The organism is Chryseobacterium sp. 2987 (assembly GCF_031456375.1).
GTDB lineage: Bacteria > Bacteroidota > Bacteroidia > Flavobacteriales > Weeksellaceae > Chryseobacterium > Chryseobacterium vaccae.
The window spans coordinates 329,259-352,916 of sequence record NZ_JAVDUN010000001.1; the positions used below are offsets into that span (position 1 = coordinate 329,259).

Sequence of the window (23,658 nt, forward strand, 5' to 3'; positions counted from 1 at the left end):
TGTGGTTTAATTATAAAAATAAATAATTTGAATCAAATATTAACTTTTGGTTTAATTTATTTAAACAAAGTCATTTATTACTCTAAAATATTGATTCGTAAAAAGTTACAAATGTTCATTTTCTAGAAAAATTACGTAACGATTCTAGAATGGAGACATATAACTGTTTCCAAACGAAAAAAAGTCCATTAATTTCGGATCAAGAATTCTTTTAACCCCCGGGGGATAAACCTTTTAAAAATTTTAGTAATGAAAAAGTTTATCTCAATTATTTTCCCAATAACTACAATTTTAGCGGTTATTGTAGTTATTAATTCCTGTAGACAACAGGATGAGAATCCAATCAACGACGATAAGTATGAAATAAAAAAAACGGCTATTGAAAGCAAAAAAAATGCGGACAGTTTGCAGCAGTCAGATTCAGGCGAATTGGTTAATGAAGAAACAGAGTATATTGACCCACCGCCTAAAAATGGAGGACAATGGAAAACGAAGTATTAAAAGCATAGGATCAATTAGAGCTTTGGAGACTTTCAAAAGATTTAGAAAAGTTAGATTTGTGTATACAAAAAGAAATTATCCTCCGCTCGGAGGATAATTGATTTGTTACTTTTTAGCGTCTTCCAACGAATTTTTTCTAAATTCTTTCATTAGTTTTTCTAAGGCCAAAGAACTTTTTCTGGCTCTTGTTCCAGCTGCTTTGTTTCCTTTTTCCGTTTGAAGTTCTGCGTCAGTTTTAAAAGATTCAAATTGAGCAGTAATGCTTTCTAGTAATTCTTTCATGTTAAAAAAATTTAATTTCAGTCGCAAATATAGTATATATCAATTTAGGTTTCCAAACGGCGGACTTTCGATATTTATCTACTGAATGCTAACTAAACGGACAATTCCGGCCAGCAAGCGCTAATAAATGCCAATAAAAAACGACCATAAATCTGATTTAGTAAGTTTATCCATGAAAAACCACAAATTTTTATTTATATGGATACAACACAGAAAGATCTTGCCTTTTTTAAAAATAATCTGCAAGAGTTACTCGATTCCAGCTTCCCGGAAAAAGCTTATGATTCAACATTTATTACCAAACGCTCAAATTATGCATACAACGCTTATGACGATGCAAAACAAGGAAAAAACACAGAAGAAGAGGCTGAAAAGATTGCAAATTCCATTCTTTTTGAAAATCTCTATTTTTCAAAGTTCAATGCTATTTTTCAAGTTGTCTCATACGAGTTTGATATGTTTTTAATGGATGAAGAATTAAGACCTTTTGCGCTAAAAATGCTTGATATCTGTGATCATATTTTTAACAAGTATGATCTTACTGATGACTTTGAATACAGTACTTCCTATGACAATCTTTATCAAGATCTAAAAGAGTACATTTGGGACTGGATAAAAAGTAATTCAGATTCATAATCTGAACTCCACAAAAAGATCCTGCAACTACTGAAAAACGAGAGAAGAACTGCTGTTAATTTTTTAGATTAACAGCAGTTTTTTACTTTTTAGATCCCTATAATGGGAGTGTCGAAAATTTACAATACAGCTCCTATAAAAGATAATATTTTATGAAAAAATCTTCACTTTTCTAATTCGAAAAGAACAAAATATCATTGGAAAGATTGGAGCCCAACTCTCAAACTTTTACTAATGCAGAGCGCCAAAGACTACCTTCAACAGCATATTGAGGTCAAATTAACCACCTAATAAACAACATAAATACTTTCGCTTGCACATAAACTATTTGATATGCAAGGAGAGGATGATTTAAGAGGATTAGCCAAAATTGTAGGATTTATGAGAGCGGTGAGCATCATTTTGGTGCTTATGCACTTTTATTGGTTCTGTTATAGTGCATTCGCAGATAAAGGTTGGACCATAGAGGTGATTAGCCGTATTTTAAGCAACTTCCAACGGACATGCGGCCTCTTTTCGCATACCCTATATACTAAAGCATTTTCGTTTCTACTTCTTGCGTTGAGCTGCCTAGGAACTCAGGGTGTTAAGAACGAAAAAATTACATGGTCAAAGATAAATACAGTTCTAATAGCAGGGTTTATTCTATTCTTTATGAACACATCCTTACTATTGCTCTCTCCTGAAACAGGAGCCTTTTTATACATATTGACAACCAGCACAGGCTTTATTTCTTTGATGGTCGGTGGTATATGGCTCAGCAGATTATTAAAAAATAATCTGATGGATGATGTATTCAATAATGAGAATGAAAGTTTTCAGCAAGAAACCCAATTGATGCAAAATGAATATTCCATCAACCTTCCCACTAAGTTTTATTACAAAGGCAAATGGAATCCCGGCTGGATCAATGTGGTCAACCCTTTTCGGGCCACAATCGTACTAGGGACACCTGGTTCGGGAAAAAGCTATGCCATCGTAAATAACTATATCAAACAGCATATTGAAAAGGGCTTTGCGATGTACATCTACGATTTCAAGTTCGATGATCTTTCTACCATCGCTTATAACCATTTACTGAAACATAGCAATAGGTATAAGATAAAACCAAAATTTTACGTCATCAATTTTGACGATCCCCGGCGCAGCCACCGTTGTAATCCGCTTAGCTCTGCTTTTATGACAGATATCTCTGACGCGTATGAAGCTGCTTACACTATTATGCTCAACCTAAACAAAAGCTGGATAACCAAGCAAGGGGATTTTTTTGTTGAATCTCCAATAATTTTACTTGCTGCCATCATCTGGTACCTTAAGATTTACGAAAACGGAAAATATTGTACTTTTCCACACGCTATTGAGCTATTGAATAAAAAATATGAAGAAGTATTTACAATACTTACTTCCTACCCGGAGCTTGAAAATTATCTTTCGCCATTTATGGATGCCTGGCAGGGTGGTGCGCAAGATCAGTTGCAAGGCCAAATCGCCTCAGCAAAGATTCCATTATCAAGAATGATTTCACCGCAGTTGTACTGGGTTATGACCGGCGATGATTTTTCTTTAGACATTAATAATCCCAAAGAGCCTAAAATTCTATGTGTCGGGAATAACCCTGACAGACAAAATATTTATTCCGCAGCATTGGGATTGTATAATTCAAGAATTGTAAAACTTATCAATAAAAAGGGCCAATTAAAGAGTTCGGTTATCATTGACGAATTGCCAACTATTTATTTCAGAGGGCTGGATAACCTTATTGCTACTGCTAGAAGCAATAAGGTGGCAGTATGCTTGGGTTTTCAGGATTATTCACAATTGACAAGGGATTATGGCGATAAGGAAAGTAAGGTGATACAAAATACAGTAGGTAATATTTTCTCTGGCCAGGTTGTTGGTGAAACTGCCAAAAACCTTTCTGAGCGTTTCGGTAAGGTTTTACAGAAACGTCAAAGTATGACCATCAACCGAAATGATAAATCAACATCTATTTCAACTCAATTGGATAGTTTGATACCTGCATCGAAGATTTCTACACTCACGCAAGGAATGTTCGTCGGCGCAGTATCAGATAATTTTGATGAACGCATCGCACAGAAAATTTTTCATGCTGAAATTGTAATGGACAATGAAAAAATTGCAATTGAAACAAAGGCTTATAAAAAGATACCTGAGATTATTTCTTTTATTGATGAAAAGGGTAGTGATACCATGAAGGAGCAAGTTGATGCGAACTATAAGCAGATAAAGGCAGATATAGTTTCAATAATAGAGACCGAAATGCAGCGAATTGAGAACGATCCTAATCTATCTCATTTAATTAATAAAGAAAAAGATAACAAAAAAGAAGAAGAAAAAGATTCATGATAAAGCCTTTAGTTGACCTTCAGACGGTATTGTTTAATCTACTTTTGCGTCAAAATGCAGAATAATAATTATTTAAATAATGAAATTTATCACCTGTTCCATTTAGATATAAATCTATGATTTATCTAGTCCAAAAACGAATACTTGTCTTTATTTACAACCATTATGACTGCAAATTTTGTTACAAACATATTTTAAGCATGTTGTAAAGCGATATCAAATTAAGGTTTTATTGCAAATATTTCATTATATAGTTACTAATCATTTCCTTTTATAAATAGAATGTATTAATTTACAGCTACAGATAAAAACTACCGATAGTTTAGTTTTCTCAGCTGGACTGACTTTTATGGAAAGGAGAAGAAATATGAACTTATACGTTATTTCGCTCATCGATACCATTATTCAACGAAATATCACCATGTTTTCGACATTGAATTTCGTGAAATCTGCGATAGAAGTTGCTGATCCGATGATGCTGTCTCAACAACTGCACCGTGTGTCAGACTTTTATCTGGATTTTTGCCGGAAATTTAGTTTTTTGGCCATAGGCACATTCAAAGAGGATATTATTGAACATTATGATCTGGATAATCCAAGTAGCAGTAATCGGACTGTTATGGAAATATTAAAGGAGCTTAAAAACCAGGATCTATCTTCCGCTAAGATATTACCGGTCCATTTGCGATATGCAGATGGTGAGCATCTACATCTTGTTGCAGGTTTAGCAAGAAATGAAAATAAAAAGACTGGACACTTACATGTTGTCGATGTATTTATACCCAAAGGCCTTATCAGGAATATTCCACCCGAGGTAATGTATCTTAAGGACATATTGGAATCATTCAATACAGATAAAAGAGAATTTGTCCAAGATCTTGTGGCAGAAAAAGGATATAACTACAATCACTTTCAAAAGGACTGCAAGATTTTTTTCGGGGACACGTTCTATTCGTTTGTATTGAAAAAGAAAATAATGGAAGCGACCTGTGATATAATATTTACCCGATTAAGCAAAAAAGAAATTGCTTTTAGAAATGGTTTTCAGACTTATGCCACAATGTCCAAAGCTTTTCTCCGATATGGTATTCCTTTTAATGAAATACCATTATTAGCTTCCTTAAATTATTATTAGGTACAGATGGTATGTTATGGGTATATGATCATATGCTTTGGGTCTACGATTCTATATTTTGGGTATTCGTTTAAATGTTAGGGGTATTTTTTTACAAAATCTTTAGATCGAACTTTGACATAATCAATGCCAATGGTTATGAAAGCTCTAGGATTCATAAATAAATATTTTGTAAGAACTGTCTGTTACTTAACTGCTTTTCTGTTTTTTTATGCGGCAGCTAGCAAAGTTTTGGATTTTGAGAATTTCCAGGTTCAATTGGCACAATCTCCATTGTTAAGTGCTTATGCTGGACTTATATCGTATGCTGTTATTATTATTGAATTGGTATTAGCGATAATACTGATTCTTCCAGACATAAAAAAAATTGGGTTATATGGTTCTTTGGGATTAATGTCTGCATTCACTATTTATATCTATATAATTCTGAACTATAGTGATTTCGTTCCGTGCTCTTGTGGTGGGATTTTGGAGAAATTAGGCTGGTGGGAACATTTACTTTTTAATATTGTAATTGTGATCCTCGTATTTTCGGCCATCGTTTATCAGTATAGAATAGATAATCCCAACAAAAAATTAACTTGGCCCCTATCGAATTCATTTATGACCGTTATTGCAAGTAGTGGAGTAGTAATAGTACTGTTTTTCAGTTCAGAACATATCATTAAAAAAGAAAACAACTTTACACGGCGTTTCTTACAACATCCTATTTTTGATGATAAGGTATATAAGCTGGGCGTGAACTCCTACTATTTTGCAGGAATAGCAAACGGCAAAATATATCTGGGCAATCCGACAACACCACTATTCATTACGGAAATCGATACCGGATTGCAAGCCCTGGGTCGTACTAAGATTAGTTTAGATAATATTGACCATCCGTTTAGAAATGTACAGCTAAAAGTTAAATATCCGCATTATTATTTGTACGATGGAAATATCCCTATTATCTATAGAGGTAAGCTTGGTGATTCTATCGCGCAGACGATCAGCTATGGAGATGCTTTTTTCAATCAACTGACCGTTTTGGATTCGATGAAATTCGCTTTAAGAACGCAGAAAAGAGCCGACAAACAGTATACAATTGCGTTACTGGATCTTATGAAGAATCCTAAGACGGAATTAAAACCTACAATTCTGGAAAAGCAGATAGACGGTGTTTTTGATGTAGATGGGCTATTGGCTACGGAACCTGAGACAGGTAAGGTTGTTTACACATACTATTATCGGAACCAATATATTGTGATGGATAGCCACTTGCGTGTTGCGAACAGGTTCAATACGATAGATACGACTAAAACTGCCAATATAGCTGTAAAAAAGCTTTCAGATGGAAGCACAAAGATGAATGCTCCATCTTTCAGTGTGAACAAAGGTTTTAACTTATATAAGGATTTTATTTTTAACCGTTCGAATTTAAAAGGAAAGCATGAGCCTTCGAGTTCGTGGAAAACTTCATCGATCATTGATGTTTACAGGACAGATGAGCAACGGTACATAGGAAGCTTCTATATTCGTAATAAGAAAGGCAAAGCGATGTCTTCGATGATCACTGACGGGCGGTATCTATATGTGCTAGTTGGAAATGAACTTCAGCGGTACAGAATACGGGAAGGTGCTTTTAAGTAGAACACACAGCGAATCAAGCTGCTCAGGGAGCAGTTTGTAAATAATGGAGAAAAAAAAGGAAATTAGCCGAAAATCCTGTAACAGATTAGGCAGTAACCAATTAAATTATGATGCCATGAAAAAATTACTTTTACCGGGTCTTATTGTAGCAATGGGACTTGGTGGTGCATATGCTAGCAATAAGTTAAGCTCCAAAGCGATGCCTACTTACCGTATAAACGGAAGCCAATGCGAAGTAGTTGAACAGGAATGTAATGAATTAGGCGGTGTTATTTGTACTTTGAATGACGATGGAGTTAACAAGTTGTACAAATTCCAAAGCCCTGATGAAACAACTTGTTCATTTGAACTTCACAGAAGTATCAATTAAATTAAAGAAGGAGGATGCTAATGTGCATCCTCCTTCATCTGTTTGTTTATCCAGGGAACATTCGTGATGTCTTTCAAAAAATAGTCCCACCATTGTAATATCTTTCTATTCCTATCTTCAGCCTCCACAGGTTCAAATACGAGATCATGTCCTCCTTTTGGATAAAACAACGCTATAACGTTCTTCTTATAACGTCTTAATCCCATATAAAATTCGATCACCTGATCCCATTGTATGTTCTCATCCTTTTTTCCTGCCCACAGTAATATTGGGGCATTTACTTTGTCAACATTTAAGATCGGATTATTTTTCAAATAGAGCTTTTTATTCTCTGAAATTGAAGTCCCCATATCATACTGACCGGTTTCAAACTGAAAGTAGAAAGGTTTACCAAATTGAAGATTATAGGAGTAATAGGATCTGATTATATCACTATTTCCCGCTCCGGATACATAGGTAGCAAAACGATCTGAGTGTGTAGCAATAAAGTTAGTTTCATAGCCTCCATGAGAATGTCCTATTAAACCTATTTTAGCTGGGTTAATATTTGCATTATTGAGGACGGCATCTAAAGCATTGTTAACACAATCCATTGCAGATAATCCTGTTCCCTTTGGACCATAGGCAATATCCGGTAGATAGACAAAGTAACCTTGTTCTAACAAAGTTCGAATGTGAATACCTACGGGCATTAAATTATTTGGCGACAGATATTCATTGGATATCTGTCTCTGTAATTCATAAATATTAACTATCATAGGGTAAATCTTAGAGGGACTAAAATTTATTGGATAGTATAATATCCCTTTTAGATTTTTTCCCACGGCGGAATAGCTATAAATTTGCTGTTTAATTCTTTTCGCTTCATGATCGGTATTATTTCCATTGAAAACAAAATGCTTTTGTCCTGCTCCATTGTATTTGTACAGGGCTGGTGGTAAATTATAATTCTCCTCTAGCGTGTAAAAAGATGTCATTCCTGGATCATAAATGAAATATTTACCGTTAATCCTATTTTTAGTTGGCGGTATAACCTGAAACCATTTTCCCTGATTTAATAGAGAATAGGACACCATATTTTCTTCTTGGTCATAGATTTCAACCAAGATTTTTTCTGTTTGAAAGAACGGGATTGCGGATTTATATTGATCATTCCACTTTAATGTAAAATTCAGGATCTTGGTCGTTTTGCCTTTTCCAACTTGCAGGGCTGATAATTGTTGTTTTCTGATATTATACAACCAGAGTCCGTCATTGCTTTCGAAGTAAATATTGCTTCCATCCCGTGAGTATACAGGTTGTGACAGTCCCGTTTTATCAATCAAAACTTTTTTTGCCCCATCGCTGCTAAATAAAATCCATTTAACACCATCATGACTGGCTAAGAACCATTTTCCATCCACTGAACAAAAAATCTCTGAACTTACCCTACTATTTCTGCTTGTTCCTCTTGATAGCTGTGTTATGGCCTTAAGATCTCCTAAATTAAAACTGGTGTTATTTACGATGTCGAACAGTTGGGCCCCGTTAAGTTCTGGCTCGCTTGTAATGTAATTATGTCCTTTTCTTGGAATGTATTTAAGGAAATAGCGGTCATTGTTAAGCGAATTTATTTCCATATTGTCCAACGCTGCTATTCTTTTAAGTTTACCATTTTTTGGATGCCAGATCCAGTATTGGCGCACCGCAAACTTTTTATAATGCTCATTTACGTAAGGGTCATTACCATACCAGATTTCGACAATTGAATCTTTCTCTGCTGCTGCACTGGCTCTTGCACTGATCAGGAGCGCTTTGTCTTCTTGTATTTCTGAGAGCTTCACTATGGATTTTTTAGGTATATTCAGTTCCAGCAACTTTTTACCAGAATTTTTGGTATCCAATATTACTAACCTATCACTATCATTGTTTAGTATTGTTTCTGTAATTACCAAGTATTTTCCCCGTGAGGTAAGTTCCATTTTGCGTATCTTATCTTCCGTTGAGTAAACAATCTTTTGTGCAACACCCGAGGTTTCTACAATTTGTAATTTACCTTCACATATTTTACTTATGTACAATTTGTTTTTAGAATCAGTTGCATCCAAATCATCAACATTATTAATTTCGAGAAGGGGCTTCCCAGAAATATCATAGAATCTAAGACGATTATCTTTAAATAAGAATCCATATCTGTTATTCTGTTCCAAGGCATAAGACTTTATTACACTGTCAAATTCGAAGGTTTTACCAGTTTTGATATTAAGGAATATTGCTTTTTGCCCTTGTTTTCCCAATACTCCATCCTCATTTAAAAAAGTAAGTTGAGAATTCATCATTCTGTAGACCTTTTGTGATCGGTTATCCGTGCTTATCACAAAAATACTGTCGCCATTTTGTTTGCTGATTTTATGGACACCAATCCAGTTTGCATTGTTTGATTTATATATTGCATTGCCAAGAGTAGCAAACTTAGTCCTCCAACTGTTTATAGTGTCTTCGTGTTTTTGAGCGGGTATTAGTAGGTATCCCATTAGCAGCAACAATAATTTCAAAATATTATTCATTATTAATAGCCGGTATTTTGTGGATTAAGATTTGTATTGAGTAGTATTTCTTTCTGAGGAACAGGCCAAAGCTGATGAAAATCTTTCCAGTTGGGTTTCGTAGTTTGAAGAGAACTAAGTTTGCCCATTCTTTTCAAGTCAAGGAAACGATGGCCCATTTCGGTAAAATATTCCCTCCTATTTTCAAGAAGTATTTCATCCAAAAGTGCATTTTTTGTTATGGGCATAGCTAATGGAGTAAGTAGTGCCCGTTGCCTTGTTGCATTTACATAAGGCAAAGCCTCTGCAATTTTATCTTGCTGCGTGAGTGCTTCCGCCAATAATAAATATGCTTCTTCCAATCTGAATACTATGGAGTATTCGGTTAAATTGTTACCACCACGGTTTTTATATTTCTCAGCCCTGTAATAGGTAACCCCATTAAAAACTACTGGTGCAATCCATTTCTGTTTACGTAAGTCGGCATTTGGAAATGAACCGATTAATCCACTTGTCAATGCATAAGTTGAAGGTGCAGAGTTTGTAAAATAATATATGGAAGCTTGGGATAATGAGAGATTATTATTAGGTCTAAGTTGCCAAATTATATGCTGGCCTGTCTTTTGAAAAACCTTGGTAATATCAGGTTCCATTTTATATAAAGGACTTTGTACAATTTCTTTTAAAAGGTTTTCAGCGTTGTTCCATCTTTTCTCTGCCATATAAACTTTTGCAAGCATCAATCTTGCGACCATTCTGTTTGGGTATGTGCGTTCAGTATTACGGTAATCATTCTGCAAAAGATTAGATACTTCGGCAAGATCATTTTCTAGTTTAGCTAGTACTTCCGTTGATGCTGTTTTACTAATTGTATTATTTACATGGTAATCGGTAGAAACTGGGTAAGGAATGTCTCCATAAAGCTGGTTGAGGTAAAAGAGCATAATGGATCTTACAAGTAACGCCTCACCTCTTAAATATTTTTTATCCAAAACCGGAATTCCTGAAGATTCTGAAACACCTTCCAAAATGGAATTTGCAGAATAGATATGTTTATAAGCTCCCGCCCAGACATTATAAATAAGACTATTGTTATCAACCTGCTGGTTCAGGAAGATATCACGAATATCTGAGGAGGTTGTCGAATAATTATCCAATTCGTCAGTATAGTTTGCTAAATAGGTTTCAAGGGCTCCTCCCGCTATAGGGGAACTTTTCATAACGTCCATATATAACGCTGCAAGTGCCGCATTGGCTGTCTGTGTATCTTTAAAGACAGTTTCCTTGTCTATTAGATTGTCGGGCATATCAACATCAATTGATTTCTCACAAGAAAAGTTAATGAATGCGATGATAATAAGTATGATGTAATATTTAGTTTTCATTTTTAAAATTTTAAAGATTAAAATTGGCTCCAAAAGAAAAGGTTCTCAACGGCGGTAAATAACCAGGGGTTGCTGCTTCCGGATCTACGCCGAAAAACTTTGTCCACGTCCAAAGATTCTGTCCCTGAAAGTAAATCATCACATGTTTGAAAACTTCACTTTTAAGCGGTAGTTTATATGCTAACTGCAAGTTCTTTAACCTGATGAAAGAAGCGTCTGAAACAATAGCGCTACTACTACGAAACAAAGATTGGCTAGTTGAATTTTTTGTGCTGTATGGCATATAAAACCCTGTTGGATTATTTTCAGACCATACATTGAGGACTTCAATGGGTTGATTGTTCATTAATCCCGGCATAGGAATAACAGAGTTGTAATTGACCCCTTTCTTTTTTACAAACTGAAAAAGAAAAGAGAGATTCCAGTTTCTGTAACTTATGTTATTATTCCACCCTCCAAAGTATTTGATACTAATATCCTCTATCACCTGTCTATCATCTGGCGAGTATATTTTATTATCACCATTAAAATCTGTAAACTGATATTGTCCGGTTTTTGGGTTTATACCCTCTAATTGATAAAGCTTGATAATATTTGTTGGTTGTCCGATAACATATTGATTTGCATAGGATGAACCTGCGAGCCCGGGAAATGATAATAGTTTGTTTCTAGGGAAGCTTATGTTAAAGCCAGATTCCCACCTAAAATTTTCACCAACGAAGGGGCGACCTGATAATTCTATTTCAATACCAGTATTCTCAACAGTAGCTGCAAGATTTGCCATAACACTTGTAAAGCCTGTTACTGCGGAAAGCTGATAACCCACGAGCTGATTGGAAGAACGGTTCTTATACCATGCCGTTGTTAGGTTCAGACGGTTTTTGAAAAACCCCATTTCAAGTGCAGCTTCCAGTTTTCTTGTAATTTCCCAACTGTAATCGGGATTATATAGTCTGGAAGGAGTTAAACCTGTAATATTGTTGTATGACAATGCAGAAGAAACAACATAATTATCAAGATATTGGAAATCTCCAATGTTGTCGCTACCTGCCGAGCCATAGCTACCTCTTAATTTTCCAAAACTTAACCATTTTAGGTCTTTTAAAAAGGTTTCCTTTGAGAAATGCCAAGCGGTACCTATAGCACCAAAATTCGCGAAGCGTTTGTTTGGACCAAAACGGCTACTGCCATCACGTCTGCCTGTTAGATTTAAGATATATTTTCCTCTAAACTGGTAATTAAGTCTTCCAAACAGTGCAGCATAGCGGTATTCGATATTGGAATCTTCCAAGTTCATGACCGTTTTTGCTGCTCCTATATTGCTGATGAATTGGTTGCTTTCAAAGCCGATTCCAAGCTTTTCGTCCGTAGTTCTTACGCTTCTCTGGAAACTACTTCCCACAAGTGCTTCTATGTGATGCGATCCCCAGTTTTTTTGCCAGCTTATTTGTGGTTCAGCAATAAAAGAAAATACCTGCTGAGATTTTCTATATGCTTGAGAACTGGAACTTGATGAGCCTGTTGATAAGTAAGGGCTGTAAATTGTATTTGGGGTTAAAGCTAATTCGGTTACAGTGGTGTAGTTAATACCAGCATTCAATTTTATTTTAAGATCCTTGAAGATACGGTACTCTGTATTCAAATTCGTTTGGAACAATTTTGTATCATTATCGTATGAGGAATTATATGCTGCCAAAGGATTTGTAAAACTATTATTCTCCCAATTAAGACCTCCGTTTGCCATGTAAAGCTGAGGAGAGATAGGTGCTAACAGATACGCATCATTTGTCATGTCGGTTCTAATAATATTATTTTTCTGCTGGGTGAACATATTGGAAATACTCATTTGAAACCTGTTGTCAGTAGAACGATGGGAAATATTGGAGTTAAAAGTATTGCTGCTATACTTAAATCCCTGTCCGAATACTGTGGTTTGTTCATCATGCCCCAGGCTCACCATGAAATTGGTGGTTTCACTACCGCCACTTAATGAAAGCTGGGTGTTACTTAATGTTGCCTTTTTTCCGATCAGTGTTTTTACCCAGTCTGTTTCATGGTTCTGGTCCCATGTACCATTTATATCATAAGCATTGGCCGGATAGGTCGTAATTCCATCGTTTGCATAGGCATCTCGACGCATCTTAAGGTACTGGTCTTTATTCATTAATTTCAGATTTGAAATCGCTTCGCTGATACCATAGTTGGTGGAAAGATTCAGGATTATTTTTCCCTTTTTCCCTTTCTTGGTTGTAATAAGTACAACACCATTTGCACCACGGGAGCCATATATTGCCGTAGCGTCAGCATCTTTTAGAACCTCGATACTTTCTATGTCATTGGGATTAATACTATTCAGGGGACTGATATTCCCTTTTGGAAAAATTGTAGATGAAATTTGCGACATCCGTGCTGAGATTTCACCAAGTGGAACACCGTCAACAACATATAAAGGGACATTACCATTAGGATCTGTAAATGATCCTGTTCGTAAGCTATTCTGCCCTCTGATTTGAATTTCAAACCCACCACCGGGAACACCACTATTCTGAACAATATTGACACCAGACATACGACCTTGAATCCTTGAAAGAACATTTGTTACCGGTTGATGTTCTATATCCTTTGCCGTCACTTTTGAAATGTTTCCAGTTCTGTCTTTGTCAGCCACTTTGTAGTATCCGGCATTGACAACAATTTCATCTATTCTGTTCACAGATGTAGAAGATTTTAAAGTATCAGCCATTGCTATTGAAGAAGCTTCCACTTCCTGTAAATCGGAAATAGATTCATTCTTCTTTTTCCTGACAATAAGCATATTGTTGTCAATCAGGGCCTCAATTGGCAAGCCTTTCAACAATTTGTCAAGACAGGCAATCACAGGTTCATTGGCACATTTTGTAGGTTTCACGAAATATCCGCTCAACGATGTTGTTGAATAAGCAAACTGCCTGATCTTATTCTGGAATATAAAGCTTTGGATGGCATCAGGAACAGACATTTTTTCTGTCTGATAACTTACTCTCAAGGTGGAGAGATTTTGCTGGGCATTAAGCCCTTGGCCGCTGAGTATAAAGAAAAGGGCAGCCGTGCAAAGTTTTTTCATATTTTTGCATTGTATAAAATTAATAATCGACGAATAGTTATTAGTTAAGTACGTTGGCCGACGGTGGCCGCCGTCGGTCTTTTTCGTATACTTCAATTCCTTTCACTGATCGGGGATCAGTGCCGGAGTAACCAGGCTCCACAGCCTATTTTTCCAGTTCAAATGTTGTAGCATTGATTTTTTTAGTATTTAGGTTAAACTGTAAGGCTATTGCCTTGATTATGTCTTCTGCGTTTGCGTTTTGTCCTGTAATGGAAAGATTCTCCTTATTCAGTTCCAGCGGATATTTAATTTTAACACCATAATTCTTTTCAATAACGTTCATGGCTATATCTATCGAACATCCGCTAAAATTGACGTTAATGCGTTTATCACTAATGGTCTTGGGAACGGTTTTATTTTCCGTTTTCATGACAGCGGCAATTTCTGGCGCTCCCATATTAGTGAACGTTTCTTTGGGATGCAAAACATAGGTTTCCTCAGGTTTTTCGTTTCTGTTGACCTGCACTTTACCTTCGTAGAGGTCAACAAGGAAGCTTTTACCTGCCTGCGAAATTTTAAATACCGTACCTAATACTTTTGTCTGATAGCCATTACCATGCACGATAAATGGGTGGTCTTTCGATTTTGTGACCTTAAAGATCGCATCGCCCTTAAGAAAGATGTCTCTGGTATCTTTTAAAAAGAAATTCTCAACAGTGAGGGTTCCTCCTTTAAACAATGTAACCTCAGACTTATCCGATAGTACAATTTGGATTTCCTTTTTGTCCGCTGTGTACACTGTCGGACTAAGCAATGCATATCCCAAAACACCAAGCAGTACAATGAAACAGGTAAGTCCACTTAAAATGAAAATTTTGCTCTTTCGTCGTCTCCGGTCATTGGCTCTTGTCGCACGAAAAACGTTCGTCCAGATCTCTTCCTCTTCTTCTGGGGTTAGATAAGGAATAGGTTCGTTATCCTTCATAATATTGGTTCTTTATATCATATATGCGGAACCGAAGAAAAAGGACAGTAATTTTAGTTATTTTTAACTAAAATTAACTTACTTTAACTGTTTTTATGAATTTTAAAGTGTTTTTTTATGAATGATAGGGATTGCTCGATATGAAACTTAACATTCCGTTTTGAGATATTGAGACGCGCGGCGATATTATCCTGTGTCATACCTTCTATTTTATTCATCCGAAATATTTTTTGTCGGATAGGCGGAAAAAGATTTTCTATTGCCATATCAAGTTGAACTAAACGCCTTTCTTTCTCCTCCGACAACATTTCCCAATCGGTATCCACAATATTTTCATTTAATGAATCCTCCTTTGTTTCTATTGTCGCAACACTGCGATAAAATGCAGCAATCTTTTGACGACAGGTGTTGATTATTATTGCTTCCACATTCTCCCGGTTGAGACTGTCTCTATACCTCCAAAGGTGGATATGGACATCCTGTATCAGATCCTTTACATCTTCCCGTTGATTTATCTTTTGTGAAATAATGGAAAACAGTAATGGATTGTATTGCTGAACAAGTTGCCTGTAAGAATGCTCTTCGATTGAGATATGTCTATTGGTAGACCACATAGGTTATATTGCTGTAACAAATTTACTGATTTTTTACAAAAAAATCGATTTTACATATAAAATCAATAGGATAACTTGCTGTTTTTAAGATTGTACTGCTCTTAAACGAAAAAAAGGGTAGCAAATCTACCCCCCCCCTAATATGAAGTTAGATAGAATGTATTGAAAATATGATTTTTTAAGTGGAGTAGTAGTGTCCTCAGAGGTTCCCCAATTTCCAAACTTACCACAATATAAAGTGTCTTCATATAGGTATTTTTATTTTATTCCATGGTTCCCTTTTTTCAAAAATTTTATCCTGGCCTTGGTCCTCTTTTTTTCTTTTTTCGTTTCATTCGTCTTTCAAAATCTATTTCCTCATAGTCATCGCCCTGTATTGAAGGAAATACCGATTCATCTTCGATGAAATTCTCCGTCAAATTCGTAAAAACATCTCTGTCAATAAAGTCAAATAAATGATGAACCGATCCTGTCAATACATTATTGCTTTCAGAAGAATTGCCGTTGCCATACTTTAATCCATTTGTCCAGTATTCGTTAAAGAAATTAGCGGAGAGTTCCTTCCCCAGTTGTGAACCATTCCAAACCGTACGGCTTTCGTGATCAATAAAGGTGATTCCATAAATTCTGTTTTCCTTATTACGGCGCACAAGGATATTAATACCCTGACGGGACATCTGCTTTTTGAATTCAGCTTCATTATCGGTAACTGCCAGAATTGCTTCACAGGTGTTTTTTAAAATGGATTTTACAGGACTGGATTTCATTGCGATCTTACTCTTTTCAAAGTGGTTTTTTAAATATTCAATTCCGGCCATCTTACCAAATAAAGAAGCCTTAAATGGATTGCTGGCTTTATTACCGGATTCATCAAGTGCAAAGTAAACAAGGCCACTTTTGGGCTGTCCATTGATCTCTCCTTTGACCTCTTCAACAGTAATATTAAAAAGCGAAAGCAGGGCATTATAGGCACCCAAAGTCTGAAATTGATAATATTGGGGAAGATATCTGACGACTGAAGAAATCTGGCTTTTAATGTTTCCCTTCCGGTAATCAACTGGGCGAAAGTTTAAGTTTTCCTGTCCTATTTTTTCGGTTGCTGGTAACAGACCGTAGCGTTTTTCAATATCTCTACAGGCAGCCATTGATCTTTTATGGTCGTTATAGTCAGGAATTTTCGTTCCATCAGACCTTACACAGGTTGTCACGATATGAATGTGGGTCCTTTCAATATCGGTGTGCTTGAATACAATGTAGGGCTGATTATCGAAATCTATCTTGACCATATATTCTTTGGCTATGGCTGTTAACTGCTCATCATTGAGGTTGTCGCCGGGATCTGGATTTAAAGATATATGGCGTATCGGTTTTTCGGTTTTGTTATTTGCAGAAAGATAGGGATCAAAACATTTCATGAAATAAGCAACAGAATAAACCCCATTAACACTTTCAGGTACATTAATAAGGGCCAGAATCTCACCATCATCACTGGCCACTTTCTGAAAGTTGTAGGTAATTACGCCATAAAGGTTTGCGCCTTTTCCAATTTTTGCGATCATTTTTCAAGGTGTTTTTTCTCAAATTCGTGCGTTAGGTCGATAATTTTCTGACAGAGCTGTGCCAGCTCTGCGGTCTGGTTTTCCAGTTTAAAAAGATAAGCTGAAGCTTTTTTCTCTGAAAAATTGCGGTACAGAATCTTTACTACCTGGTTATAGTTGACGCCTATTGCCCTAAACTGGCTATACAGATTTGTCAAACGGGTATGATATTCTACGGCATTCATATCAATTTTTACCGTTTTTATCGTCCGCTCAAACACGCATGCAGTGATAAAATGAGCCATTATTTTCATTCCTGATTTTTCAAACAGCGATATGAAACGATCATTTTCTTTATCGTTCAGGCTTATAGAATATCGATGTCTTGCGGGATCAGTCTTGGGCTTACGGCCAGTTTTTTTGCCTTGCCCCTTCTTTTGATTATCCATGATCAAAAACTTTAAATTATGATGAAAACCTCGACTTCGGAGAGTGTTTTTAAGACCCCGTCAGGGCAAGTTGTTTTGAGCTGCGGAATTTATTTCGAGCTGCTCAAAAGATAACTTGCTCCTTTCCGATGAAAGGATTCCGCTAATGCGGATGAAATAAAAAAATAGATGCTTTTTTTCATTTCTTGCCTCTAAAAAAACGCATCCCCACTATTTGTATTTTCTGAGCGATACAAAGTAAAGACTACTTTTTCAATTGCCCATCATACCCGCGGGAGACAAAAAGTTCCAGCGAAGGCCAATCAATTCCACTGCGTCCTTATTCATTAGAAATATCTTCTTCTTTGTAGCGATCATGCAGGCCAAACTGATAGCGGGCCGGATAGCCTGACAGCAGGATTTATGGATTGTCGGCATGAGGGCCTTCAGATTGTCGGGACTGAAAGATTTCAGCTTTGTTTTGCATCTGGATTGCTGGCAGGCAGAGTAGAGCGCAAGCAATCCTGCGCGCTAAGCATTCCGCAAGGTTGCTGGAAATCAGATAGGCCTATCTGCAATCAGGCAGGCAGGGGTTCTAGGCTGAACTCTTGCCTCCAATACCGCCAGAGAAGAAGCCCGATGGCGGGAAGGATTTCAAGATAACGGGCTTTCAGGCCCAATGGGTATCTATCCTGCTGGCGGTCCTGAGTGAAAGATCGAATTCCTGCCTTCAGGACCGAGGTCTACAATTATCAGCAGAGGTATGATGAAAAAATAAGGAAATAGAATTAGAGTTAAATCAATACAAAAATTAAAAAAATGAAAAACAAGAAAACATTATTTGTGACCTTTTCAAGTCAAAAAGGTGGAGTAGGTAAAAGTACGTTTACTACAATTTTAGCAAGCACACTACATTACAGTCGCGGTTTTAACGTGGCCGTATTTGATTGTGATTATCCACAGCATAGTCTTGTTCAGATGAGGCAGCGGGACCAAATCGCAATTATGCAAAATGAGGTCTTAAAAAAGGCAGCCTACCAACAATTTAAGGCAATCGAAAAAAAAGCTTATCCCATCTTTGACTGCAAGCCAGATTTGGCCTTAAAAGAAGCCGAACAGTTTCTTGCTAACTCGCCCATTCCTATCGATATCATATTTTTCGATCTTCCGGGAACAGTCAATACGCCAGGACTATTGAGCACGCTCGCCGGAATGCACCATGTATTTTCTCCGATTGCAGCAGACCGTGTTGTTCTGGAAAGCACACTTTCATTTACCGATGTTATGACCAATATACTCATCAAAGAAGGTCAGACGTCGATTAAAACAATCAGGCTTTTCTGGAATATGGTCGATGGGAGGGAAAAAACAGCCCTTTATGACCATTATGATAAAATAATTCATGAATTAGGATTGAAATTAATGGAAACCAGGGTGACAGACAGTAAACGTTTCAGGAAAGAGGGCGAATCAGAAACTAAGACCGTTTTCCGGTCTACCTTTCTCCCACCCGATAAGAGATTAGTAAAGTCGTGTAAACTGGACCTATTTATCGAGGAATTTTTAAACACAATAAATATGCGGAATAATGGATAAAAGTGATAAAAAAAACAATATAACGAAAGTTGATGAAGAATATCTGATGCAGGTGATGGCTGAAGGAACCAGAGATCCGAATCAGCCAGAAACCACTGAAACAGTTTCTGCTCCTAAATCCGTAGTAAAAGAAAAAGGTCGGTTCAGGAAACAATCAGATTTACACTATGGCGAGCGCTTTCTAAATAGCCATTCCATGAATCGCAGAGGTGATAAAAGTATTTATGTCCGGCAGGAATATCATGAGAGGCTATCAAGGATTGTTCAGGTGATTGGCGATGACAAAATACCACTGTACGCTTATCTGGACAATATTCTCGAACATCATTTCGAGCTATTTGAGAAAGCCATAACAGACAATTTTAATGACAAATTTAAACCCATTTTTTAAATAATACTTATGAAAAAGAAACAAAAAAAACAATGTGACAAAGTTCACCTGGATCTTTATAAATTCCTTTTCCTCGTTAACCGTTTCCCATCCGGAAGAAATGGTAAGGTAGTCTATATCCGTCCGGAATTCCATGAAAGATTATTGCGGATTACCCAGATGGCACGTGAGGAAAAAGTTACCCTCTACTCCTATCTGGACAATATTCTTGATTGTCACTTTAAAGAGTTCGGACCGGATATTATCGATTTTCAGAAAGAAAAGTTTAAACCGATTTTATGATGGAAGTTTTGATTTTAACATGCCTGTTACTAATAATTATTCTATTGTTAAAGGATAAAGTAGTGATCAACAGAATCGGTAGAAATCCGGTCGTCCTTAAAAAGGATGATCCAAAAGAAATTATGGGCAAGTCGAAGTATACCGGCCGCCTTTCAGCGCCAAGTAAGTCCTCTGAGCGCCAATTAAAAGAAGAAGAGAATAAAGGGAATAATTTTGAAAATAAAACCGAGGGAAAGGGTTTAAAACATTCTGTTCCGGAGCAAAATTCTGAGGAAGATTCCGAAGAGCCGATTGACTACGAGGGAGAAGAGGAAGAGTTTAAAAATAGATCATTGCCAAAAGAAAACAGAGGGTACGCCAGAGGGGTTTCCTTTCAAGAACTCCATCAAGCCGGGCGGGTTCTACAGAAAAATAATGTGGAACCTGCGTCAATGAAAAAGGCAATAGTGGTAGTTCGTAAAGTACAAGGTACTGACCTGTTTTATCTTATGGAAAATGCTATGCATGGTTCCTCCCGGAAGATTGCAGATCTTTTGAATAAGAATCTGCCAGAAGAGCCGGAGCCGGAACCTAAGACATCTGGGAACAGTGATGATTTTAACATTGGGGATTTTCTTTAAGATCCCCTTTGTTTTTATTAAGAGAATTTCGATTTTATATCGTAATTCGCCATCCTAAGCCAAATAGATCCTTTAAAATCCTCGATACTCCATCAACCTATTTTCGGGACACTTTTACAAAAAAATAAAATTATTATGGACAGAGAAAGCAAAATATTACCAGAAATCGATATTCTGGGAACGACATTTCAATTCGACATTGATTGGATTGTATTGATTGAAAAGGGTGATCCTTACAACGAGATTTACTTTGATGCAATGGAAGATTATGGAACGCATTATGAATTTCTATACAATGTGGAACATAAAAACTATTCTCATATAGGAAATCTGGACTTTGGAGATCCCTTCGATGGCCATCTCGAGATAAAGAAAGAAAATAATGAAACGGTTTTTCGGATTTCGATCCCCCGTATAAGTGAACTAGACCCTCATGGAATGATGAATAAGTATGGCTGTTCTCTTGATGATCTGAAGAATCTCACTGATTTTGAAATTATTGTAGACCAGGAAGTTTATCGGAGAAGAGTAGCCGGAGAAATGGTTACAATTGATATTGGCGGACAAATTTATGAGGTTGATGTTAATCATAATACCTTACATTCTAAGCATAATCCCGAAAACGATATCGACTTGGGATGGTTCTATTATGACTACTTTATCGATGATGATGAAAGCTATTACCTGTTTACAAATATGGAAACCAATCAGATCGTTGATGTCCTATATGATCGATCAGTTGAAAACCTGGTTATCTATAAGATTCCTATGATTTCTTATCTTGACCCTCTCGCTTGTGGATATTTTGGGAGCCCGGCATTATTTTATCATGATTTGAAAATGCATCACATCGCTGAAGCAGAATCTCAGCGAATAGATGTAAAGTCTCTGCTTAATAAAGATTTTATTCTTGATAAACAGGATTTACCTACTTCAATTCCCATTTATGAAAATGACAAGAGATTTGAGTGGAAAGAGTATAAAAATCATTTGATAGCAGATTATAAAGAAGGAAATTTAACCGTTATCTATAATAAACTTAAAATGTCCGACAGTTTTAAAATCATTACACCAACATTTTCTGAATCGCAAAAACTTCCGGATTTTGGTATAAATGAAGCAATCAAACATATTGATATCATTGTCGATAAACCATCAAAAATTTCAGAAAAAGATCTCAGAAGCAGGCTCCTTTCACAAAAAGAATATTTAAAGATTTATCATTCGCCAAAGCCGAAAGAAAGTATCAGCAGAAAAAGTTCCCTTAATAAGCGCAAAGGACCAAAGATTTAAGATCTATAACTTATATCCGACGACTTAAATCGCTATTGTTGCCTCTTACTCAATATCTGATTACATTTCAGATGCTATCTGTAGGCATCCGATCGTCATAATGCCACCAAAAGACAAATAATTCCACAGAGTTCCATTTTATTCTATGCCACCTGATTTCATGTCATTTTTACTGCTATAATATTTAAATCAAAAAGCTATGGAAAAGAACAGACCAATGCCGGAAATTGATATACACGGCACTATTTTTCAGTTTGATATTGACACACTGATGCTTATTGAAAAAGGCAATCCTAATAATAAAATTAGTTTTGCTTTTATGGAAGACAACCAAACCGGTTATTTTTTTGAATACAGCCCTTTGCATAAAAATCATTATTTCATAAACGCTAATCTCGATTTTGGAGAAACCTATTATCACAACTCAAATTCACATATTGATCCAGTCTTGGAAGTTGAGATACCGCGCATTACGGAAATCGATCCATTGGGTTTTAGTGAGCAGTACCACTGCACAACAAAAGATATGGTGGAGAAGACCGATTTTGAATTGATGGTGGACCAGGATGCTTACAATAAAAGGATAGATGGGAATCCGGTGAACGTTGACATAAAGGGAAATATGTATGAGGTAGACCCGGTTAATGACATGTTGTGGTCCATAGATGGAAAAGAAGATATTGACCTTAAAAAATTTGCTAATTATCTGAATGCAGACAGATTTTGCTACGAACTTTTCTATGATCCTGAGCGTGGTAGGGCTGTTGACATTTATAAGGATGGGTTTGGTGATATTGAATTAGTACGGCTCATAGAGGTTCCTATCATTCCATATTTGGATCCTGTAGGAAAAAACCATGCAATGGGTGTTCCACCGGAATTTGGCCTGATCTATACCAATATTAAGCTTCATCATGAACTTACAGTGAGCCCCAATGAACTTACTCAAATCGTACCCGCAAAAAGGAATGAAATGGGCCAAGTAGAGCTCCTGATTGAAGGCACTCAATTTATTGTGGATATAAATGCATTTAATTTACGGGATAAAGGAGATCCAGACCATAAAATTGAATTGAACCAAATGGAGGAAAGCCTCATGGGTTACACATTCACTTATAAAAACAGAGAAATAAATATTCCAGAATTCTGCATTATGGATACCCAGGGAATGGCAAAAAAGTATAATGTTTCAATCGATGAAGTTGCTGCACATGATGACTTTCATTTTATGGTCGATCAAGAGGCGTATGATCTTAGGATCAATAAAGGAAGGCTACCGACTATTGACATTGATGGACATACTTTCACCATAGATGTGCGGATGAATATGCTGCGTTCAACAACAGATTTTCTTTCTAAGGGTATCAATTTTGATGACATCGACCTTTATTATTCAGACGAAAAAGACGCCTATATCATTCCGTACGATCCGGAAAAAAAAGAATTTCGGGAATTGGACTATGACAATCTCTTTAGCTTTCCAAAGGATCTGATCGCCGTGGAGTTTCCATTCCAAACTAAACTCGATCCTGTCGGTTGCAGCCGTGAGGAAGGATGGGATTTAGGGATGGATCTCAAATTGCTCGGTCTAAAAAGTCATTTTGAGGCAAAGACAATTCCATGGGAACAGACTTATATTGTTGATATCATCAAAGATAACAAAGAGCAGCAAAAGAAAAGGGAAAACCAGCAGAATAATAAGAATCCCAACAAAAACAAAGGCCGTAAGATGTAGCCTCTCCTATTTATTGTAAAAAAGTGCTAAGTCCAAAACTTGGCACTTTTTGTTTTTAAGACAGGCAGGTAATATTAATCATTTTACAATCCCTTTCCCAAACTTGCGAATGTCAGAAAATCAAAAAATGATATCCTAAATACCATTCATCGAGTGCCTCCGAGCGCCAAATAATACCTCTGATTGCCGAATTAAAAGAGTGCTTTAGATTCTACCTCACATTTGCCATGAAGCCTGCAAAAAGCAGGAAATGAATAACAA

At 36.5% G+C, this 23,658-nt stretch carries 20 protein-coding genes and 1 pseudogene; 13 read left to right on the forward strand and 8 right to left on the reverse strand.

The genetic code is table 11. The features are described from left to right. Positions 1–249: 249 nt before the first annotated feature. Complete coding sequence (locus J2Y40_RS01615; RefSeq protein ID WP_309996172.1) at positions 250–501, forward strand: hypothetical protein; 252 nt, start codon at positions 250–252, stop codon at positions 499–501. Positions 502–606: 105 nt separating this feature from the next. On the opposite strand, the gene J2Y40_RS01620 is transcribed toward J2Y40_RS01615, so the two are convergent. Beyond that, positions 607–783, reverse strand: a complete 177-nt coding sequence (locus tag J2Y40_RS01620; RefSeq protein WP_309996174.1) for a histone H1 — start codon at positions 781–783, stop codon at positions 607–609. 198 nt (positions 784–981) lie between these two features. Between J2Y40_RS01620 and J2Y40_RS01625 the strand changes: the two genes are divergently transcribed. From J2Y40_RS01625 to J2Y40_RS01645, 6 genes and pseudogenes are all read left to right on the forward strand, one after another. Continuing rightward, positions 982–1,419, forward strand: a complete 438-nt coding sequence (locus tag J2Y40_RS01625; RefSeq protein ID WP_309996177.1) for a DUF1896 family protein — start codon at positions 982–984, stop codon at positions 1,417–1,419. Between the two features lie 333 nt (positions 1,420–1,752). Further along, positions 1,753–3,786, forward strand: coding sequence for a conjugal transfer protein MobC (gene mobC / locus J2Y40_RS01630; RefSeq protein WP_309996180.1), 2,034 nt, complete (start codon positions 1,753–1,755; stop codon positions 3,784–3,786). 367 nt (positions 3,787–4,153) lie between these two features. Next, positions 4,154–4,921, forward strand: a complete 768-nt coding sequence (locus J2Y40_RS01635) for a helix-turn-helix domain-containing protein (RefSeq protein WP_309996183.1) — start codon at positions 4,154–4,156, stop codon at positions 4,919–4,921. Positions 4,922–5,059: 138 nt separating this feature from the next. After that, positions 5,060–5,449: pseudogene (locus tag J2Y40_RS23945) on the forward strand (MauE/DoxX family redox-associated membrane protein); the annotation flags it as partial. Positions 5,450–5,524: 75 nt separating this feature from the next. Next, on the forward strand, positions 5,525–6,550 hold the full coding sequence (locus J2Y40_RS01640; protein WP_309996185.1) for a hypothetical protein: 1,026 nt from the start codon (positions 5,525–5,527) through the stop codon (positions 6,548–6,550). A gap of 115 nt (positions 6,551–6,665) precedes the next feature. Beyond that, a complete protein-coding gene (locus tag J2Y40_RS01645) occupies positions 6,666–6,920 on the forward strand; it encodes a DUF6520 family protein (protein WP_309996188.1) in 255 nt (84 codons plus the stop codon). A 17-nt stretch (positions 6,921–6,937) separates the two neighbouring features. Here J2Y40_RS01645 and J2Y40_RS01650 read toward each other — a convergent pair whose 3' ends face one another. The 7 genes from J2Y40_RS01650 to mobA all read right to left on the reverse strand — a co-directional run bounded on the left by J2Y40_RS01650 (position 6,938) and on the right by mobA (position 17,501). Then, entirely contained in the window at positions 6,938–9,433 is a 2,496-nt protein-coding gene (locus tag J2Y40_RS01650) for a prolyl oligopeptidase family serine peptidase (protein WP_309996191.1), read from the reverse strand. A 35-nt stretch (positions 9,434–9,468) separates the two neighbouring features. Next, entirely contained in the window at positions 9,469–10,830 is a 1,362-nt protein-coding gene (locus J2Y40_RS01655) for a RagB/SusD family nutrient uptake outer membrane protein (RefSeq protein ID WP_309996193.1), read from the reverse strand. A gap of 10 nt (positions 10,831–10,840) precedes the next feature. Further along, positions 10,841–13,933: a SusC/RagA family TonB-linked outer membrane protein gene (locus J2Y40_RS01660; RefSeq protein ID WP_309996196.1), complete on the reverse strand. Its 3,093-nt coding sequence runs from the start codon at positions 13,931–13,933 to the stop codon at positions 10,841–10,843. Positions 13,934–14,078: 145 nt separating this feature from the next. Beyond that, a complete protein-coding gene (locus tag J2Y40_RS01665; RefSeq protein WP_309996199.1) occupies positions 14,079–14,900 on the reverse strand; it encodes a FecR family protein in 822 nt (273 codons plus the stop codon). A gap of 83 nt (positions 14,901–14,983) precedes the next feature. Beyond that, a complete protein-coding gene (locus tag J2Y40_RS01670) occupies positions 14,984–15,514 on the reverse strand; it encodes a sigma-70 family RNA polymerase sigma factor (protein WP_309996202.1) in 531 nt (176 codons plus the stop codon). A 293-nt stretch (positions 15,515–15,807) separates the two neighbouring features. Then, positions 15,808–17,073 carry a conjugal transfer protein MobB gene (mobB, locus tag J2Y40_RS01675; RefSeq protein WP_309996204.1) on the reverse strand — a complete coding sequence of 422 codons (1,266 nt, stop codon included), beginning with the start codon at positions 17,071–17,073 and terminating at the stop codon, positions 15,808–15,810. After that, on the reverse strand, positions 17,070–17,501 hold the full coding sequence (mobA, locus tag J2Y40_RS01680; protein ID WP_309996207.1) for a conjugal transfer protein MobA: 432 nt from the start codon (positions 17,499–17,501) through the stop codon (positions 17,070–17,072). The genes mobB and mobA overlap by 4 nt, the downstream gene beginning before the upstream one ends. 798 nt (positions 17,502–18,299) lie before the next feature. Between mobA and J2Y40_RS01685 the strand changes: the two genes are divergently transcribed. From J2Y40_RS01685 to J2Y40_RS01710, 6 genes are all read left to right on the forward strand, one after another. Continuing rightward, positions 18,300–19,076 carry a ParA family protein gene (locus tag J2Y40_RS01685; protein WP_309996209.1) on the forward strand — a complete coding sequence of 259 codons (777 nt, stop codon included), beginning with the start codon at positions 18,300–18,302 and terminating at the stop codon, positions 19,074–19,076. After that, positions 19,069–19,467, forward strand: a complete 399-nt coding sequence (locus J2Y40_RS01690) for a DUF3408 domain-containing protein (protein WP_309996212.1) — start codon at positions 19,069–19,071, stop codon at positions 19,465–19,467. The genes J2Y40_RS01685 and J2Y40_RS01690 overlap by 8 nt, the downstream gene beginning before the upstream one ends. Before the next feature lie 9 nt (positions 19,468–19,476). Then, positions 19,477–19,749: a DUF3408 domain-containing protein gene (locus J2Y40_RS01695; protein WP_309996215.1), complete on the forward strand. Its 273-nt coding sequence runs from the start codon at positions 19,477–19,479 to the stop codon at positions 19,747–19,749. Continuing rightward, the gene (locus J2Y40_RS01700) at positions 19,746–20,369 is read left to right on the forward strand and encodes a hypothetical protein (protein ID WP_309996218.1); all 624 of its coding nucleotides are present in this window, start codon (positions 19,746–19,748) and stop codon (positions 20,367–20,369) included. The genes J2Y40_RS01695 and J2Y40_RS01700 overlap by 4 nt, the downstream gene beginning before the upstream one ends. A 135-nt stretch (positions 20,370–20,504) precedes the next feature. Beyond that, entirely contained in the window at positions 20,505–21,662 is a 1,158-nt protein-coding gene (locus tag J2Y40_RS01705) for a hypothetical protein (protein ID WP_309996219.1), read from the forward strand. Positions 21,663–21,861: 199 nt separating this feature from the next. Next, on the forward strand, positions 21,862–23,397 hold the full coding sequence (locus J2Y40_RS01710) for a hypothetical protein (RefSeq protein ID WP_309996222.1): 1,536 nt from the start codon (positions 21,862–21,864) through the stop codon (positions 23,395–23,397). The last annotated feature ends 261 nt before the right edge of the window (positions 23,398–23,658 follow it).

Coding starts and splice junctions, on each gene's coding strand:
- J2Y40_RS01635 (WP_309996183.1), top strand. CDS start 4,154: ATGAACTTATACGTTATTTCGCTCATCGATACCATTATTCAACGAAAT.
- J2Y40_RS01615 (WP_309996172.1), top strand. CDS start 250: ATGAAAAAGTTTATCTCAATTATTTTCCCAATAACTACAATTTTAGCG.
- J2Y40_RS01625 (WP_309996177.1), top strand. CDS start 982: ATGGATACAACACAGAAAGATCTTGCCTTTTTTAAAAATAATCTGCAA.
- J2Y40_RS01640 (WP_309996185.1), top strand. CDS start 5,525: ATGACCGTTATTGCAAGTAGTGGAGTAGTAATAGTACTGTTTTTCAGT.
- J2Y40_RS01690 (WP_309996212.1), top strand. CDS start 19,069: ATGGATAAAAGTGATAAAAAAAACAATATAACGAAAGTTGATGAAGAA.
- J2Y40_RS01710 (WP_309996222.1), top strand. CDS start 21,862: ATGGAAAAGAACAGACCAATGCCGGAAATTGATATACACGGCACTATT.
- J2Y40_RS01670 (WP_309996202.1), bottom strand. CDS start 15,514: ATGTGGTCTACCAATAGACATATCTCAATCGAAGAGCATTCTTACAGG.
- mobB (WP_309996204.1), bottom strand. CDS start 17,073: ATGATCGCAAAAATTGGAAAAGGCGCAAACCTTTATGGCGTAATTACC.
- J2Y40_RS01650 (WP_309996191.1), bottom strand. CDS start 9,433: ATGGGATACCTACTAATACCCGCTCAAAAACACGAAGACACTATAAAC.
- J2Y40_RS01705 (WP_309996219.1), top strand. CDS start 20,505: ATGGACAGAGAAAGCAAAATATTACCAGAAATCGATATTCTGGGAACG.
- mobA (WP_309996207.1), bottom strand. CDS start 17,501: ATGGATAATCAAAAGAAGGGGCAAGGCAAAAAAACTGGCCGTAAGCCC.
- J2Y40_RS01645 (WP_309996188.1), top strand. CDS start 6,666: ATGAAAAAATTACTTTTACCGGGTCTTATTGTAGCAATGGGACTTGGT.
- J2Y40_RS01655 (WP_309996193.1), bottom strand. CDS start 10,830: ATGAAAACTAAATATTACATCATACTTATTATCATCGCATTCATTAAC.
- J2Y40_RS01695 (WP_309996215.1), top strand. CDS start 19,477: ATGAAAAAGAAACAAAAAAAACAATGTGACAAAGTTCACCTGGATCTT.
- J2Y40_RS01665 (WP_309996199.1), bottom strand. CDS start 14,900: ATGAAGGATAACGAACCTATTCCTTATCTAACCCCAGAAGAAGAGGAA.
- J2Y40_RS01700 (WP_309996218.1), top strand. CDS start 19,746: ATGATGGAAGTTTTGATTTTAACATGCCTGTTACTAATAATTATTCTA.
- J2Y40_RS01660 (WP_309996196.1), bottom strand. CDS start 13,933: ATGAAAAAACTTTGCACGGCTGCCCTTTTCTTTATACTCAGCGGCCAA.
- J2Y40_RS01620 (WP_309996174.1), bottom strand. CDS start 783: ATGAAAGAATTACTAGAAAGCATTACTGCTCAATTTGAATCTTTTAAA.
- mobC (WP_309996180.1), top strand. CDS start 1,753: ATGCAAGGAGAGGATGATTTAAGAGGATTAGCCAAAATTGTAGGATTT.
- J2Y40_RS01685 (WP_309996209.1), top strand. CDS start 18,300: ATGAAAAACAAGAAAACATTATTTGTGACCTTTTCAAGTCAAAAAGGT.